This is a genomic window from Coprobacter sp., assembly GCF_982436375.1.
In genome coordinates, this window is the sequence record NZ_CEWDCG010000011.1 from 12681 (window position 1) to 30293 (window position 17613).

Annotated in this window: 12 protein-coding genes and 2 tRNA genes; 10 read left to right on the forward strand and 4 right to left on the reverse strand. The window is 40.6% G+C overall.

Going from position 1 to position 17613, the window contains the following annotated elements; genetic code table 11:
* Positions 1 to 6 precede the first annotated feature (6 nt).
* Together AC1WHX_RS01400 and metG are read right to left on the reverse strand one after the other, a co-directional pair.
* Positions 7 to 1458 (reverse strand): lipopolysaccharide biosynthesis protein, encoded by a 1452-nt coding sequence (locus AC1WHX_RS01400; RefSeq protein ID WP_122329722.1) that lies wholly within the window; start codon positions 1456 to 1458, stop codon positions 7 to 9.
* Between the two features lie 150 nt (positions 1459 to 1608).
* Entirely contained in the window at positions 1609 to 3666 is a 2058-nt protein-coding gene (metG, locus tag AC1WHX_RS01405) for a methionine--tRNA ligase (protein ID WP_302544939.1), read from the reverse strand.
* Positions 3667 to 3805: 139 nt separating this feature from the next.
* Between metG and AC1WHX_RS01410 the strand changes: the two genes are divergently transcribed.
* Positions 3806 to 5878, forward strand: a complete 2073-nt coding sequence (locus AC1WHX_RS01410; RefSeq protein ID WP_302544932.1) for an acetate--CoA ligase family protein — start codon at positions 3806 to 3808, stop codon at positions 5876 to 5878.
* Between the two features lie 49 nt (positions 5879 to 5927).
* Here AC1WHX_RS01410 and AC1WHX_RS01415 read toward each other — a convergent pair whose 3' ends face one another.
* Complete coding sequence (locus tag AC1WHX_RS01415) at positions 5928 to 7469, reverse strand: bifunctional GNAT family N-acetyltransferase/carbon-nitrogen hydrolase family protein (protein ID WP_122303645.1); 1542 nt, start codon at positions 7467 to 7469, stop codon at positions 5928 to 5930.
* Between the two features lie 291 nt (positions 7470 to 7760).
* Here AC1WHX_RS01415 and AC1WHX_RS01420 point away from each other — a divergent pair, with 291 nt between their 5' ends.
* The 7 genes from AC1WHX_RS01420 (at position 7761) to AC1WHX_RS01450 (ending at position 15352) form a co-directional block, all read left to right on the forward strand.
* Positions 7761 to 8660 carry a serine O-acetyltransferase gene (locus AC1WHX_RS01420; protein ID WP_009318321.1) on the forward strand — a complete coding sequence of 300 codons (900 nt, stop codon included), beginning with the start codon at positions 7761 to 7763 and terminating at the stop codon, positions 8658 to 8660.
* Positions 8661 to 8686: 26 nt separating this feature from the next.
* Positions 8687 to 10237, forward strand: a complete 1551-nt coding sequence (locus tag AC1WHX_RS01425) for a THUMP domain-containing class I SAM-dependent RNA methyltransferase (protein ID WP_302544931.1) — start codon at positions 8687 to 8689, stop codon at positions 10235 to 10237.
* Positions 10238 to 10258: 21 nt separating this feature from the next.
* Entirely contained in the window at positions 10259 to 12412 is a 2154-nt protein-coding gene (locus tag AC1WHX_RS01430) for a S9 family peptidase (RefSeq protein ID WP_302544930.1), read from the forward strand.
* Positions 12413 to 12432: 20 nt separating this feature from the next.
* Positions 12433 to 13701 carry a phosphoribosylamine--glycine ligase gene (gene purD, locus AC1WHX_RS01435; protein ID WP_302544929.1) on the forward strand — a complete coding sequence of 423 codons (1269 nt, stop codon included), beginning with the start codon at positions 12433 to 12435 and terminating at the stop codon, positions 13699 to 13701.
* A gap of 5 nt (positions 13702 to 13706) precedes the next feature.
* Positions 13707 to 14711, forward strand: coding sequence for a hypothetical protein (locus AC1WHX_RS01440; protein WP_122337011.1), 1005 nt, complete (start codon positions 13707 to 13709; stop codon positions 14709 to 14711).
* Entirely contained in the window at positions 14672 to 15121 is a 450-nt protein-coding gene (locus tag AC1WHX_RS01445; RefSeq protein ID WP_122337010.1) for a YqaA family protein, read from the forward strand. The genes AC1WHX_RS01440 and AC1WHX_RS01445 overlap by 40 nt, the downstream gene beginning before the upstream one ends.
* Positions 15122 to 15279: 158 nt before the next feature.
* Positions 15280 to 15352 (forward strand) — tRNA-Gly (locus AC1WHX_RS01450).
* Between the two features lie 169 nt (positions 15353 to 15521).
* On the opposite strand, the gene AC1WHX_RS01455 is transcribed toward AC1WHX_RS01450, so the two are convergent.
* Positions 15522 to 16817: an NCS2 family permease gene (locus AC1WHX_RS01455; RefSeq protein WP_303116598.1), complete on the reverse strand. Its 1296-nt coding sequence runs from the start codon at positions 16815 to 16817 to the stop codon at positions 15522 to 15524.
* A gap of 213 nt (positions 16818 to 17030) precedes the next feature.
* Here AC1WHX_RS01455 and AC1WHX_RS01460 point away from each other — a divergent pair.
* Together AC1WHX_RS01460 and AC1WHX_RS01465 are read left to right on the forward strand one after the other, a co-directional pair.
* Positions 17031 to 17103 (forward strand) — tRNA-Glu (locus AC1WHX_RS01460).
* Positions 17104 to 17280: 177 nt separating this feature from the next.
* Complete coding sequence (locus AC1WHX_RS01465; protein ID WP_303116600.1) at positions 17281 to 17550, forward strand: tetratricopeptide repeat protein; 270 nt, start codon at positions 17281 to 17283, stop codon at positions 17548 to 17550.
* The last annotated feature ends 63 nt before the right edge of the window (positions 17551 to 17613 follow it).

The following is a 17613-nucleotide window of genomic DNA, read 5'->3' on the forward strand; positions in this document are numbered from 1 at the left end:
ATGTTTTTATTTTCCGTTTGTCAAAACTTTCTTTTTAAATAACTGAAGGCATTCGTGCCACATTTCTAACCGGAATAAACGTGCCGCAATAATATAAAGCAGTCCGAATGTTCCGGAAATCGTAACAAGCAACAACCATCGGTCTTGAAAGACCAGATAATAAAGGGACGACATTGCCGCAATTACCAAAGATATAGATAAACAGGGAAATATATCGAAAAAAAATGATCCCATTGTATAATTTACATACTTATGTGCTAAAAACATCGTTGCAATCAAAGAACAAAGGGTATAAACCACCCATAACCACATCAATGCCATTATACTGTATTTAAAACAGACAAGTATTCCTATTATGAAAAAAATCTTTTTAAAAATCTCCATCTTCAAATTGATATCCGACCTCCCTACGGCATTGAATAAATCGTAATATAAAATTATAAAAGGCGAAAATGCTCCCGAAATACACAATACCTGCATGAGAGGAATAGAAGGCGCCCATTTTTCAGGAAGCAATATGGATATAAGAGGCTGCGAAACCAGCATCAATAAAAACATAATCGGAAAAATTATAAAAGACACCGTCCGGATATACTTCCCGAAAACACGTATCATTCGCTCTCTGTCATCATTAATCGAAGACAATACCGGAAAAGCAACGCTCCTAAAAATATTGGCAATCAATGCCGAAGGCATATCCTGAAATTTATTAGCCTGATTATAATAACCGACCGCTTGTGTCGAATAACCTTTTCCGATCAACCACGGGTATATGTTATTGAATATCGTATTCAGTACCCCCGTACCTATCAGACTCGAACTATATCCGAAGAATTCTTTCATCGAGGCAACTCTGAATATCCACTTCGGTCTCCAGCGTCCGTAAATCCACAACAAGACAGACTTTACAATCGCCATTCCTAAAGACTGTATGACTAAAGCCCAGACTCCCCAACCCATGAATGCGGTAATGACAGCAAACACCGAAGAACAAAACAGAGAAATAATATTTATACGTGCCAGTTGCGTAAATTGAATATATTTTATCAAACGAGTTTGCTGAATCATGCCGAATGCCAGAAAAACAATACTCAAAAACGAAACCCGTGCAACCGCCGCTAACCCCGGAACTCCCGAATAACTCTCGATGAACGGTGCTAAAGCGAAAAGGATGAGATAAAAGATAAGGCTGACTCCGATATTGAAATAGAAAATAGTACTATAATCGGCATCGGTCGCCTCTTTTTTACGAATCAGAGCAGATCCGAATCCACTGTCTATAAGAATACTCGACAAAGCGACAAATACAGCCAATAACGCCATCTTCCCCAAATCGACCGGATTCAAAGGAATAGCCAGAATTATACCTGTTACAAAGTATAAAAACTGCTGACCGAATTTATCGACAAAACTCCAAATAAGAGCTGTCAATGTTTTCTTTTTCAAGTTATCCGACATATCTCGATGCCTACATGTTTCATGTTGAATAAAAAATCCCCAAAGAGGGAAAACTAAAACTTCTCCGGGGATTTATTAATATTTAGATTCCTCCTGAATTTTCCGATAAAAAATTCAAACAAGGCCTCTCTTAAACGAAAATATTATGGTTTATCTTACTTCCGATCCCGGTTTTACATGCTGTTCCGGTTCTACAACAACCAATTTGCCGTCAGCATCTTCAGCAGAAAGAATCATTCCCTGCGATTCGATGCCTTTCAATTTACGAGGCGCCAGATTAGCGACAAAACAAACCTGTTTTCCCACCAAATCTTCAGGATTATAATGTTTCGCTATTCCCGAAACAATAGTACGCCCTCCTAAACCATCATCGATTTTAAATTGCAAAAGTTTATCCGCCTTAAGTACTTTTTGACATTCCAAAACCTTGCCTACCCGAATATCCAATTTCATAAAATCTTCGAAATCGATATTTTCCCTAACAGGAGCGGCCTGATGATTTTTCAGCTCATTCGCTTTTTTCGTATCTAACAGTTTTTGTACTTGAGCCTCAACTTGAGCATCCTCAATTTTTTCGAACAAAAGAACAGGCTGGTTCAACTGCTGCCCTTCAGGTAAGATATCGGTATTCCCCAACAAGTTCCATTCGGCATGAGTCATATTCAACATATCTCTCAACTTCTTGGCAGAAAAAGGAAGAAACGGCTCGAATGCAATCGCCAGATTAGCAGAAATCTGCAATGCCAAATTCAAAATCGTAGAGACACGAGGCATATCGGTCTTCGCCAATTTCCAAGGTTCTGTATCTGCCAAATATTTATTACCGATACGGGCAAGATTCATCGCCTCTTTCAGGGCATCACGGAAACGGTAATTCTCCAAATAATTTTCAAGTTCGACCTTTACTCCGGCAAATTCGTCAAGCGTCTCTTTATCATACTCGGTCAACTCTCCGCAAGCCGGGACTTTTCCTCCAAAATACTTATGTGTAAGAACCATTGCACGGTTCACAAAATTCCCTAATACGGCAACCAACTCATTGTTGTTTCGTGCCTGAAAGTCTCTCCAAGTAAAATCATTGTCTTTCGTTTCCGGAGCATTTGCAGTAAGAACATAACGCAGCACATCTTGCTTACCCGGGAAATCGACCAAATACTCATGCAACCATACCGCCCAATTACGAGATGTAGAAATTTTGTCTCCTTCAAGATTTAAAAATTCGTTTGCAGGGACATTTTCCGGAAGAATAAAACTCCCTTCGGCTTTCAACATCGCCGGGAATACGATACAGTGAAAAACAATGTTATCTTTTCCTATAAAATGAACCAACTTCGTCTCCGGATCTTTCCACCAGCGTTCCCAACTATCGGGCAACAACTCTTTCGTATTGGAAATATAACCGATAGGAGCATCGAACCAAACGTATAATACTTTGCCTTCAGCGCCTTCTACCGGAACAGGAACTCCCCAATCAAGATCCCGGCTAACGGCACGAGGCTGCAACCCCATATCGAGCCAAGATTTACATTGACCGTAAACATTCGATTTCCATTCCTTATGATCCTCCAGAATCCATTTACGCAAAAAATCTTCATATTTATCGAGAGGCAAATACCAATGTTTCGTTTCCCGCAATACCGGAACACTGCCGCTGATTGCCGATTTCGGATTGATCAGATCCGTCGCATTCAGAGATGTTCCGCAGGCTTCACATTGATCGCCATAAGCCCTTTCATTCTTACAATGCGGACAAGTACCGGTAATATAACGGTCGGCAAGGAACTGCTTAGCCTCTTCATCATAATACTGCTCCGTCGTCTTCTCGATAAAAACTCCCTTGTCATACAATTTCCGGAAAAACTCGGAAGCTGTTTTCGTATGAATATCGGAAGAGGTACGGGAATATATGTCGAAAGAAATTCCAAACTCTTCAAACGATTTTTTTATTATCGAATGATACCGATCGACTACATCTTGCGGAGTGATACCTTCAGCTTTAGCCTTCAAGGTAATAGGTACTCCATGCTCATCCGATCCGCCGATATGGATCACCTCTTCTCCTTTGAGACGCAAATATCGGGTATAAATATCAGCAGGAACATATACACCAGCCAGATGCCCGATATGCACAGGGCCGTTAGCATAAGGCAACGCTGTAGTTACGAGAGTACGTTTGAATTTCTTTTCCATTGGTTTATATGATTTTATCTTTTCCTTTTTCAAAATGATTTGCAAATATACGATTTTTGTCGCAATGCGATAAGAGGAAAAAGTAAAATCGCTATCTTTGAACGAATATATATGCAATTTTTTGCTAAATCATCTGAAATAAAGAATTTTATATATTATGATCAATAGAGAATTGATTGCTCCGGAAAGTATTGTGATCATAGGAGGATCGAATAATACGCAAAAACCCGGAGGAAAGATTATTCGGAATCTGCTGGAAGGAAAATTTCCCGGGAAATTATATGCAGTAAACCCGAAAGAAACAGAGGTACAAGGTATTCCCTGTTTTCCCGACATAACATCATTGCCAAACACAGAACTGGCGATATTAGCCGTTCCGGCAGCAGCTTGCCCCTCTATTGTAGAAGAGCTGGCTTCGACCCGCAATACCAAAGCATTTATTATTATATCGGCCGGATTCGGAGAAGAAACTCATGAGGGGCTCCTATTAGAACAGGAAATTTTAAAGACTGCGAATAAATACGAGGCATCGCTAATCGGACCGAATTGCATAGGTTTGATGAACCGTCACCACCGGAGCGTATTCACTCTGCCGATTCCCGAACTCGATTCCCGAGGTGTCGATCTGATATCGAGTTCTGGAGCTACTGCCGTATATATCATGGAGTCCGCTATCGGCAAAGGACTGCGGTTCAATTCTGTATGGTCGGTCGGAAATGCACCGCAGATCGGAGTCGAAGATGTCTTGGAATATCTTGACCGCACTTATATTCCGGGAGAATCCACACCGATCAAAATCCTTTATATCGAAAACATCAAAGACCCCGACCGTATGCTCTTGCATGCCTCCTCTCTAATTCGGAAAGGATGCAAAATAGCTGCAATAAAATCGGGATCATCAGAATCGGGAAGTCGTGCAGCCTCTTCACATACCGGAGCTATGGCAAGCTCGGATTTGGCTGTCGAAGCACTCTTCCGTAAAGCCGGAATCGTTCGCTGTTTCAGCCGTGAAGAACTAACGACCGTCGCATGCGTTTTTAATTTAAAAGAAATCAAAGGCCGCAATTTCGCCATTGTTACACATGCCGGAGGTCCGGCCGTAATGTTGACCGATGCTCTTTCTAAAGGGGGAATGCATGTTCCTGAACTTTCGGGAGAGGCTGCACAAAAACTAAAAGAAGAGCTTTATCCCGGAGCTTCGATCGGAAACCCGATCGACATCTTGGCTACAGGAACTCCCGAACATTTGGAAAAAGCTATAGACTTTTGTGAAAATACTCCCGAAATAGATGCAATAGCCGTTATCTTCGGTAGTCCGGGACTGGTAAAAGTTTACGATGCCTATGATGTGTTGCACCGAAAAATGGAAGAATGCAGCAAACCGATATTCCCTGTGCTCCCATCCGTAGTAACCGCCGGGAAAGAAGTTGAATATTTCCTGAATAAGGGACATGTCAATTTTTCGGATGAAGTCGCTTTAGCAACTGCTGTCGCACGAGTATTCAATGCTTCGAAGCCGACCAATGGCGGAATAGAATTATACGGGGTAAACGTACCGGAAATACGCAGGATTATCGATGACATAGGAGAAAACGGGTATCTTCCGCACAATCATGTCCAGTCTCTGTTCTCTGCCGCCGGAATTCCAATAGTCCCAGAAATCGTTTCTTCTTCGAAAGAAGAGCTTCTTAAAAAAGCCAGACAATTAGATTTTCCTTTAGTCGCAAAGGTAGTAGGACCTGTCCACAAGTCCGATATAGGAGGAGTAGTTCTTAATATTCAATCGGAAGAGCATCTCGCTTTCGAATTTAATCGGATGATGAAACTTCCCGAAGTAACCGCAATAATGGTACAACCGATGTTACAAGGAAAAGAACTTTTCGTAGGAGCAAAGTACGAGCCTCATTTCGGACATGTCATCCTTTGCGGGTTAGGAGGAATTTTTGTAGAGATATTAAGAGACATCGCTTCGGGATTAGCACCTTTAAGTGAAAACGAAGCTCTCTCTATGATTCGCTCCCTGCGTGCTTACAAAATGTTTCGGGGAGTCAGAGGTGAAGCTCCAATCGATGAAATCCAGTTTGCCGAAATCATCGTCCGTCTATCTACATTATTGCGTTTCGCTACAGAAATAAAAGAGATGGATATCAATCCGCTTTTGGCAACTAAAAAAGGTATTATTGCGGTAGATGCCCGCATCCGAATCGAGAAAGAGGCAAAAAACAAATAAATTTCTATGCGGCGGAGAAAAATGTCCTATTTTCTCCGCCGCATAGAAATCAGTTATTTTTCTTTTTTAACCGCAACTCATACAAATCTTGACGACGATCTTTCAGATTGCGGACACTTCCATAAGTATGCAGTTCACTCAATAAATCCAAATCAACATCTGAAATCAATATCATTTCAGTATTCGGAGTTGCTTCTGCCCGTTTCCCGTCATTCGGGAAAGCAAAATCACAAGGAGTAAATACCCCTGATTGAGCATACTGTATATCCATATTATGCACTCTCGGAAGATTTCCTACGCTTCCGGCAATCGCAACAAAACATTCGTTTTCTATCGCCCGGGCTTGAGCACATACTCTCACTCGGGAATATCCCGTCTGCGTATCCGTAAGGAAAGGCACAAACAGAATCTGCATTCCTTGGTCAGCCATTAAACGGGACAATTCAGGAAATTCGACATCGTAGCATATCAATATGCCTATACGTGCACAGTCTGTCTCAAAAGTCTTCACCATGCTACCACCGGTCAACCCCCAACTCTTGATTTCATCCGGAGTAATATGCACTTTTTCATACATATCGTAACTCCCGTCTCTCCGGCACAGAAATCCGACATTATACAAGCCGTCTTCTTTAATTAACGGCATACTTCCGGTAATTATATTTATATTATAACTGATAGCCAGATTGATAAACCTGTCGCGAATCTCATTGGTATATTGCGCCAAAGAACGAATAGCTTCCGATTCTCCCAAATGATTGAACTTTGCCATCAACGGTGCATTGAAATATTCGGGGAATAATACAAAATCGCTTTTGTAATCCGATACGGCATCCACAAAAAACTCGACTTGTTCAAAAACATCATCTATGCTCTTATAGGGACGCATCTGCCACTGTACCAAACCTATTCGCACATTAGTTTTCGTTACTTTAAAGTCTTGGGTCGGTGGAGTATAATAAATATTATCCCATTGCAACAAAGTGGCATAATGCTTAGACTCCTCATCATTAGGCAGATAATTTGTCATTACCTTGCGCACATGAAAATCATTCGAAAGCTGAAAAGTCAGTACAGGATCATAAATCTCCTTCATTTTGACTTTCTGGATATACTCTTTCGGACGCATATCCGCAGCATATTTATGGTAATTCGGAATACGGCCTCCGAACATGATCGCTTTCAAATTAAGCCGTTCGCACAACTCTTTGCGATAATCATACATACGACGTCCTAAACGCAACCCTCGATAGTCGGGGTGGATAAATACTTCTATCCCGTATAAAATATTTCCGTTAGGATTATGAGTATCAAAAGTCTCGTTTCCGGTAACCCTTGCATACGTATGATCGTTTTTTACCAAATCATAATCAACGATTATAGAAAGAGCACATCCGACGATTTTCTCATCGACAACCGTTACAAACTGCCCTTCCGGAAAAATAGCGATCAGTTTTTCAATCTGCTGGTGAGTCCAAAAAACATCCGATCCGTCAGAGTAAACCCTGCGGAACGACTGAGACAATTGAGTATAATCTGAAATCTGTAAATTGCGAATTTCTACCTTATTGATCTTGTGGGAAAGTTCCATATCAAAGATTTTAAAAAACGAACGCAAAGATATGAATTTGTCTGTCAAAAAAGATATCTTTTTTATTCTCTTTTTAGAGCGAGAAACCTCCATGATAATTTCTTTGAAAGATATACTGACAAGTAAAAACGAAAAAAAAGGCTGAAAGAAAACAAAAAAATGACTTGATAATATTTTTTGTCGGAAAATTTAGACAAGCTATTAGACTCTAACTTAACTTTTAGTCCGGAATATCCGCGATATTTTGTAACTTTGCAAAGAATGTCTTTTTAATAAAACCGAAAAAAGAATATGAACCCGCACAAATACTCCGATGTAATCACCTCTACCGTAGAACAGCTATCGGAATACGAGTCTTTCAAGACTCTATGCCATCAACATCATGACGGAGAACCGATGCCTTCAGAAAAAGTTTTACACGAAATTATCGAATTGTGCAGGTCTTTGATTTTTCCGGGCTATTTCGGACATTCTACAATCAACCGTCGTACAATTTCATATTATGTCGGTGTAGGTACGGAACGTTTGTTCGAACTATTGACCGAACAGATACTGGCAGGTCTTTGTTTCGCTTGCGACCGCAAAAAATACACCAGTCTTGAAAATATGCGGGAATCGGCAAACGAGAAATCGGCAGAGTTTATCAAATCCCTGCCCGAACTACGCCGTCTGCTGGCTACCGATGTGATCGCTGCTTATAACGGAGATCCGGCAGCGGAGAGTTACGGAGAAGTCATATTTTGTTACCCTGCAATACGGGCTATCAGCAATTACCGCATTGCTCACTGTCTTATTCAATTGGGAGTACCGCTTATTCCTCGAATGATTTCCGAAATGGCTCATTCCGAAACAGGTATAGATATACATCCGGCCGCTACAATCGGAGAATATTTCACTATCGATCACGGAACGGGAGTCGTTATCGGAGCAACTGCAATTATAGGCAATAACGTGAAAATTTATCAAGGAGTAACTCTCGGTGCAAAAAGTTTCCCTCTTGACGAAAACGGGAATCCGATCAAAGGTATTCCCCGACATCCGATTATCGGGAACAATGTCATTATTTACTCCAATGCCTCTATTTTAGGCCGCATTACAATCGGAGAAGGCGCTACGATCGGCGGTAACATCTGGGTTACGGAAAACGTTGAACCCGGAGCTCGCATTTTACAACAAAAAGCAGAAAAATAAATACGCAAATATAAAGTTTTATCAGGGTGAAAAACGAGAAATTTGAAATTATCGCTAAAACATTGCAAGGGTTAGAGGATATTCTGGCTCAAGAAATTGCCGAACTTGGCGGAGAAGATATCGAAATCGGCAAACGCATGGTATCTTTCAAGGGGGATAAACAGCTTTTATATAAAACGAATTTATGTTGTCGGACGGCATTGCGTGTTCTCAAACCGATTTTCTCATTTACTGCATCCGATACAGATGAGGTTTATGAAAAAATCAAGTCTTTCGACTGGCATCAATATCTGTCTCCCGAACAAACATTCTCTATCGAATCTGTCGTTTTTTCGGAAGAATTTAAACATTCGAAGTTCGTCACCTATCGTGCTAAAGATGCTATCGCCGACTTTTTCATGGAAAAAACAGGTAAACGCCCGTCGGTCCGGCTCAACAATGCCGATCTCATATTGAACCTGCATATTGCGCACAACACCTGCACTCTATCTCTCGACAGTTCCGGAGAATCACTACACAAAAGAGGATACAGAGTCGCACAAACCGAAGCTCCCATTAATGAAGTTTTGGCAGCCGGCCTTATTCTTAAATCGGGATGGAAAGGTGAAAAAAATTTCATAGACCCCATGTGCGGTTCAGGAACGATCTTGATCGAAGCCGCCCTGATCGCAACAAATACAGCACCGGGAATCTATCGGAAAGACTTCGCATTCGAACGGTGGAACGATTACGATGAAGAGCTTTTTGACTCTCTTTATAATGATGACAGCAACGAAAAAGAATTCAATTTCAAGATTTACGGTTCTGACATTTCACCCAAAGCTATTGCTATCGCCCGAGAAAATATAAAAAGCGCCGGAATGGCTAAGTATATCGATCTGCAGGTAAAACCTTTTCAACAATATACCGAAGCACCCGAAAACGGGATATTGATAACAAATCCTCCTTACGGAGAACGCATCTCGTCAAAAGACCTGTTGGGATTATATGAAATGATAGGTTCTCAGCTTAAACACATATTCAAAGGCTATGATGCTTGGATTATCAGTTATCACGACGAATGTTTCAATAAAATAGGCTTGAAACCCGCTATTTGCATAAATATGATGAACGGTTCATTAGAATGCGAATACCGGAAATACGAAATTTTCGAAGGTAAATATAACGACTTCAAACGCGAGACAGGAGGATTCAAGGAGAAAAAGAAAGACAGTGAATCTACCGAGTTCAAGAAACGGGAATATCGCTTCAAAGAAAGGAACAATGAAAAGGCAGAAAAGCGTTTACCTTATCGAGACAAAGAACCTTTCACCAAAACAGAGACCCGTTTCAGAAAGAAAAAAGACGATTTCGAGAAACAGCCGGAAAATAAGAGAGAACGGAAAGACAGCAGCATTCCCGAATGGCATGGAGAAAAAGCCGTGAAAAAGTTCGTCACATTCAGACAGCCCTCTATCGGCCGCACTCCTTCCGAAGATAATCGTCCCGGCTGGAAAAAGCTTCGAGACAAGAACCTTGCACGGAAAGAAAAAGAACAGATGAAAAAATCACGTAAAAGGAATTATCCCGATAAGTAACAAATAAAAATGATTTTTTGAATGAAACTCCGTTTTTTATTTATATTAGCAATCACTCAATTTATGGCTGTATCGGCTCAACTTAAAGAATTTTCACTCGATAACCTGATGCCCGGAGGCAAAACTTATGCTCGATTCGTGCCGAAAAATATAAAGCAACTACAATTTCTCGGAGAAAATTATATTTATCAAAAAGGTGATTCTATAATGATCGTAAAACCGGGAAATCATAAAGAAAAAGTTCTTGTTACCGTAAAGGATATAAACCGATTTATTGTGGAAAAAGGTCTGAAACCTGTCGGACCGATGCCCAAAATATCAGTGTGGGAAGACGGAAAAGAAAACGGAATATCGTTTTTACATGATAAGCATTTTATCCATTTATCTGCTGACGGCAATTCTATCGAGCAGCTCTATCCATTGGAAAAAGGAGACACCGATTTCGACTTTGACCCGCACAAACGTCAATATGCCCTGACCAATGAGAACGGGCTATATATTATATTGCCAAACGGAGAACGGATAACCGTTGGTAAAGATTCGAACGGCTATATTTCGATGGGAGCAAATAACGTACACCGGAATGAATTCGGGATCAAGAAAGGTACTTTTTGGTCTCCGGAAGGAAATGCTCTTGCATTTTACCGGATGAATGAAACCATGGTAGGCGACTATCCATTAGTAGATATTTCGGCAAGAGAAGCTAAATTGAAAAATATCAAATACCCGATGGCAGGCATGCGGAGTCACGAAGTAACAGTCGGTGTTTTTCGTCTTTCAGACAGAAATACCGTATATCTGCACACAGGAACTCCCAAAGACCGTTATTTTACCAATATAACATGGTCGCCCGATGAAAAAGAAATTTATATACAAGAATTGAACCGCCGTCAAGATACTTGCCGTGTCGAAGTATATGATGCTGCTTCAGGAAAGCATCTCCGCACTTTGTTTACCGAAACAAATGAAAAATATGTAGAACCGGAAAATCCACTGATTTTCATTCCCGGAAAATCCGAATTATTTATTTACACTTCCCGAAAAGACGGTTACCGGCATCTATATCTTTACGACACATCGGGAAAAATGATCCGGCAAATCACTCGGGGAGAATGGGAAGTCCTTTCGGCAGAAATAGATCCGACAGGAAAATACTTGTATATCACCTCTACCGAAGCATCTCCTCTGGAAGTGAATTTATACCGGGTAACCCTCTCAAACGGAAAACGGGAAAGACTGACTCCTGCAAACGGTGTACACACCCCCCTGATGAGCAAATCGGGACGATATATGATAGACCGTTACAGCAACCATAATACTCCCCGCATGATCGATTTCTCCGATCTGAAAACAGGTAAAACAAAAAATCTATTATGTGCACCCGACCCTTATGACGGTTATGCAATGCCGGATATAAAATGCGGAACAATAAAGGCGGCGGACGGAGAAACAGACTTATATTACCGTCTGACACAACCGGGAAAAATCGAAACCGGTAAGAAATACCCTGTCATCGTATACGTGTATGGAGGCCCTCACGTCCAACAAGTACGGGATGGCTGGAAGTGGGATGCCAGAGGCTGGGATATCTATATGGCAAACCGGGGATATATTATCTTTACAATAGATGGAAGAGGATCGGCAAACCGGGGTTCGGCATTCGAAAACGTTACTCATCGGCAGCTTGGAAAGATTGAACTGCAAGATCAGATGGAAGGTATAAAATGGCTGAAATCTCTACCGTATGTCGATGAAAACAGAATCGGTGTACACGGATGGAGTTTCGGCGGATTTATGACCACGAATATGATGCTGAACAATCCCGAAACATTCAAAACCGGTGTTGCCGGAGGTCCTGTAATCGACTGGAAATATTATGAAATAATGTACGGTGAACGTTATATGGGATCACCTAAAGAGAATGCACAAGGATATAAAAACAGTAATTTGAACCGTATTGCAGGAAACCTTCAAGGACATTTATTGCTGATACATGGAGATCAAGATCCGGTCGTAGTCTGGCAACACAGCTTGTCTTTTTTAAAAAGTTGTATTCAATCCGGTACATATCCCGACTACTTTGTATATCCGGGACACTTCCACAATGTATTGGGTCCTGACCGGGTACATTTATATGAAAAAATAACTCGGTATTTTGATGATTATTTAAAATAAACTAAGAAAAACAGACAATAATGAACATTTTGTTATTAGGATCAGGAGGCCGGGAAAACGCTCTGGCATGGAAAATAAAACAAAGTCCGAAAGTAAATAAACTATATATTGCCCCGGGCAATGCAGGAACAGCATCGATCGGCATCAACATAGCTCTGTCGGCATCCGATTTTGACGGTATCCGTCAGTTTGTCCTCGACAATAACATAAATATGGTCGTAGTAGGACCTGAAGACCCATTGGTAAAAGGTATATACGACTATTTCAAAAACGATCCGGAATTAAATAAAATTCCGGTAATAGGACCATCAAAAGAGGGTGCACGACTCGAAGGGAGCAAAGACTTCGCCAAAGCATTTATGATGCGTCATCATATCCCCACCGCCCGCTATGCAAGTTTCACGGCCGAGCAGTATGACAAAGCATGCGCTTTTCTCGACACATTAGAAGCTCCGTACGTACTGAAAGCCGACGGATTGGCAGCCGGGAAAGGTGTACTGATCATTCCCGACTTGAACGAAGCGAAACGGGAACTGAAAGAAATGCTCGGCGGTATGTTCGGAGAAGCGAGCAGCACGGTCGTCATAGAAGAATTTTTATCCGGAATCGAATGCTCGGTTTTCGTCCTTTCCGATGGCAATTCTTATAAAATACTCCCTGAGGCGAAAGACTACAAACGGATCGGGGAAGGCGATACCGGATTGAATACGGGAGGTATGGGTGCGGTTTCTCCCGTACCCTTCGCTGATGCCGAATTTATGAAAAAAGTCGAAGACCGCATCGTAAAACCGACAATAGAAGGCCTGAAAGCCGAAAATATCGAATACAAAGGTTTTATATTCCTCGGTCTTATCAATGTGAAAAACGAACCGATGGTAATAGAGTATAACGTGCGAATGGGAGATCCCGAAACCGAAGCGGTAATGCTCCGTATAGCTTCCGATTTGGTCGAACTATTCGAAGGTATAGCCGAAGGCAAACTATCCGAAAAAGAACTCCGAGTCGATCCTCGCTCCGCAGTAACGGTTATGCTCGTATCGGGAGGTTATCCAGGTAATTATGAAAAGGGGAAAATAATTACCGGAATCGACCAGATAAACGATAGTATCTTGTTCCACGCCGGGACAGCATTGAAAGACGGGAATATCGTCACGAACGGAGGTCGCGTTATCGCCGTAAGTTCTTACGGAAAAGATAAAAACGAAGCTCTTGCGACATCATTCAAGAATGCGGAAAAAATCTCTTTCGAAAAGAAATATTTCCGCCACGATATAGGTTTTGACCTTTAACATATATGAGGGAAGACAAGCTATACAACATTTCGGGCAGTGCTACCACCATTACATTCAGTGTGGTAGCTGCCTGCTTGTTATCTTTGATAGCTTACATCTTTTACGAGCCGCAGGTATCCGGCACAGAAGGCTTGCTGTCTTTTTTGTTCAACAGAATACATACCGAGCATATCCGTATTATTATCAATCTGGGAGCAATCTTGATAAGCAGTTTATTACTCCTATGGATCAATAACATATATACGATCGTAAGAGCGCATTCATCGCTTCCTTTGCTGTTTTTCTTATTACTTGAATGTTCTAATCCCGAACTGACTTCAGAATTACGAATCGGCAATATTCTCGTACCGGTGATCTTATTGTCCATAGCACTTCTTTACAGTACATATCAAAATATTCGCCCGCAGAATCAAGCTTTTACCTTTTCCCTGCTTATTACAGCCGGTTTTCTGTTTTGGACACCGTTAATATTCTTTCTCCCGATATTCTGGATCGGATTATATCAGACCCGGGCATTAAATTCTAAAACATTTTTTGCGTCCATAATCGGAATCATTACGGTTCTATGGCTCTTTTACGGAGGGCATTTCATTTGGAATTATCCGTTATCATTCGATAAAATATTCAAAACCGTCGGGACAATACATTGGCTACATGACGAAGGCGAATTTTCTCAGTTATTATATCTCTTACCGACAATCGCCATCGGATTCATTGCTGGCATAAGCAGCCTTTATAAGCATTACAGCGACAAAATATGTACTCGCGTTTACAACGAGTTTATCAATGTCTTATCTGTGTGTACAACAATATTCATCGGGTTGAATATTTCGGAGTTTTACAACTTCCTGCCTTTTTTAAATGTATATGTAGCAATACAAGCATCACACCTCTTCAATAACATTACCAACAAGACAATGGTTTATTTGTTCTATACCATTATATTCATTTACCTATTATTCTATTTATGGATTTTATTGCAGGACTTAGTGAGTGGGGTTATATAGGGCTTTTCATAGCAGGTTTTCTTGCCGGAAGCATTCTTCCGTTCAGTTCAGAAGTCGTATTAGGCCTGCTGCTATATGCCGGATATAACGAGTGGGGATGTCTCGCTTCGGCAACTGCCGGAAATTGGCTGGGAGGAGTAACCTGCTATTATATAGGACGACTGGGAAAAGTCGAATGGATAGAGAAATATCTGCGCATTAAAAAATCGAGTTTGGATAAAACTCAAAAATTCTTACAAGGGAAAGGAGCTCTGATGGCCTTTTTCGTCTTTCTTCCTGCCGGAGGAGATCTGATCATCGTCACATTAGGGCTTATGCGTGCCAATGTGCTTATTACAAATTTATCGATGCTTGCAGGCAAATTCCTCCGTTATTACTGTGTTGCCAAAGGTGTCGACTTCTTTATGTAGATTTTAAATGCCTGTCTAAATTTTACCCGGAGTCAACTTTGAAAAGCTCTTTATCAGAAAACTTGAACAGCCTCTTACATCACTAAACAAAAAAAGATTTTTACAGAATATACATTGAAATAAAAAAAATTGTATCTTTGTCCACGTCAAAAAGAAATGCGGCAGTAGCTCAGTTGGTAGAGCATCAGCTTCCCAAGCTGAGGGTCGCGGGTTCGAGTCCCGTTTGCCGCTCTTGATAAACAGCTATTTGCATATTTTGTAAATAGCTGTTTTTTATTTTATAATGGATTTCGGTACGTGTGTAAATTAATATTTATCCCCAAATACCCTCAAAAAAATTCACAAAGATGCTCCGAACAAAATTTAAACAGATTCTAAATATATATTTTATCGGATATTGCTATGCCAAAATAAGATCTATAATAAACAATATAGCGAGAATATACATCGTAAGGGTAATCTGCTTATGTCTCCCGCTAAACAACTTCAACAACACATAACAAAGCAATCCTAAAATGATACCATTGGCTATCGAATAGGTCAGCACCATCATAATAATCGTAACAAAAGCCGGGAGAGCTTCTGAAATATCGGATAAATTTATCTTACCGATAGAATCCATCATAAATACACCGACTAAAACAAAAGCTCCGGTCGTAGCTGCTCCGGGTATCAATAGAAAAACAGGAGCAAAAAAGAGCGCCAGAATAAAAAGCAAACCGGTAATCAGAGAAGTAACGCCCGAACGTCCTCCTTCCGCAATACCCGAAGCACTTTCTACATAAGTCGTGACAGTAGAACTTCCTAACATCGAACTGATCGTAGTCCCGATAGCATCAGACATCATGGCTTCTTTCACATGGGGAATATGTCCGTTTTTATCCATAATTCCTGTTTTTGTAGCAAGTCCGACCAAAGTTCCCAGCGTATCGAATATATTCATAAACAACAATGTGAAAATGATAATTGCCATATCTAAAGTAAAGAAGCCTTCAAAATCGAATTTACAAAATGTAGGGGCTATGGAATGAGGCATGGAAACGGGGATAAAATTTTCCGGTATCTCGGTAACACCTAACGGTATACCGGCAATCGTACACAAAAGAATGCTGTAAAACAGAGCGCCTTTTACCTTCTTTATCAATAACACGGCACTCAGCAATATTCCGAAAATAGCTAATAAAGATATAGGAGTAAAATGCCCTAATGCCACGAATGTCGAAGGGTTCGATTCTATAATGCCGGCATTCTTTAATCCTATAAAAGCGATAAACATTCCGATCCCGGCAGATATAGCGTGCCTGAGGTTCACCGGAATACTATTCAGTATTATTTCTCTGACATTTAACAGTGTAATCAATATAAATATAAGTCCTTCTACAGACATCGCTGCCAATGCCGTTTCCCAAGAATAGCCCATACCCTGCACTAAGGTAAAAGCAAAGAAAGCATTCAGCCCCATACCCGGAGCTTGGGCAAAAGGTAATTTTGCCATACAAGCTAACAGAAGAGTCGCTATAGCGGCAGCAAGGGCTGTGGCGGTAAAGATTGCCCCTTTATCCATTCCCGTAGTGCTCAACATTGCCGGATTTACAGCCAAAATATAGCTCATTGTCAAAAAAGTCGTAATTCCTGCAATTATTTCTGTGCGTAGGTTCATCGTCTGCTTATTGAACCCGAATATTTTCTGTAACATACACAAAACAGTATCTATTTATAATCGAATAATGAACTTATTATCCAAGTTACAAATGTAATAAAAGTATTACTCCCTATTTTAATTTTTTAGATAAGAACGGTATATCGAACCAAAATATTCTCACTTAAAGAGATATTTTAAATTTTCCAAAAAAAATCAATATTCGAGAACATCGATTTAAAATTTTATATACATTTGCTGCATATTTATGGCGGTGTAGTGTAGTGGCCTAGCATGTAACATTCTCATTGTTGAGACCCGGGTTCGATTCCCGGCTCCGCTACAAAAAAAGAGATTATCGACAACGGTAATCTCTTTTTTATTCCGCCTTTCCCCAAAAAGGTGGGTGCACTTCTCCAGATAAAAACTCTGTTCTCGTAAAAACGTTAATTATTCCACTTTAGGGCCTATTTAAAGTTTAATCTGATCAAAAAGCGTATATTTGTAAAAACGGCAGAATATGGAAACAACAGACATAATAAAAGATTTAATCGTTGAAAACAGATTGGAAGAGGCCGTCGAATTGCTCAATCGGCGCATCGAACAAAATGAGAAAGACGATGAGGCGTATTATTTGTTAGGTAATATTTTTAGAAAGAAAGGAGACTGGAAACAAGCGACTTTTTACTATTTAAGCGCTACGGAGATAAATCCCGAAAGTCCGGCCAAACAGGCTCAAGAGGTACTTGTCGACATCCAAAATTTCATGAATCCGGATTTTAATCCATAATCATAAAAAGGGACATTCAGTAAATAATATAAAATCAGCCAACTAATTCATACACAAAGTGTT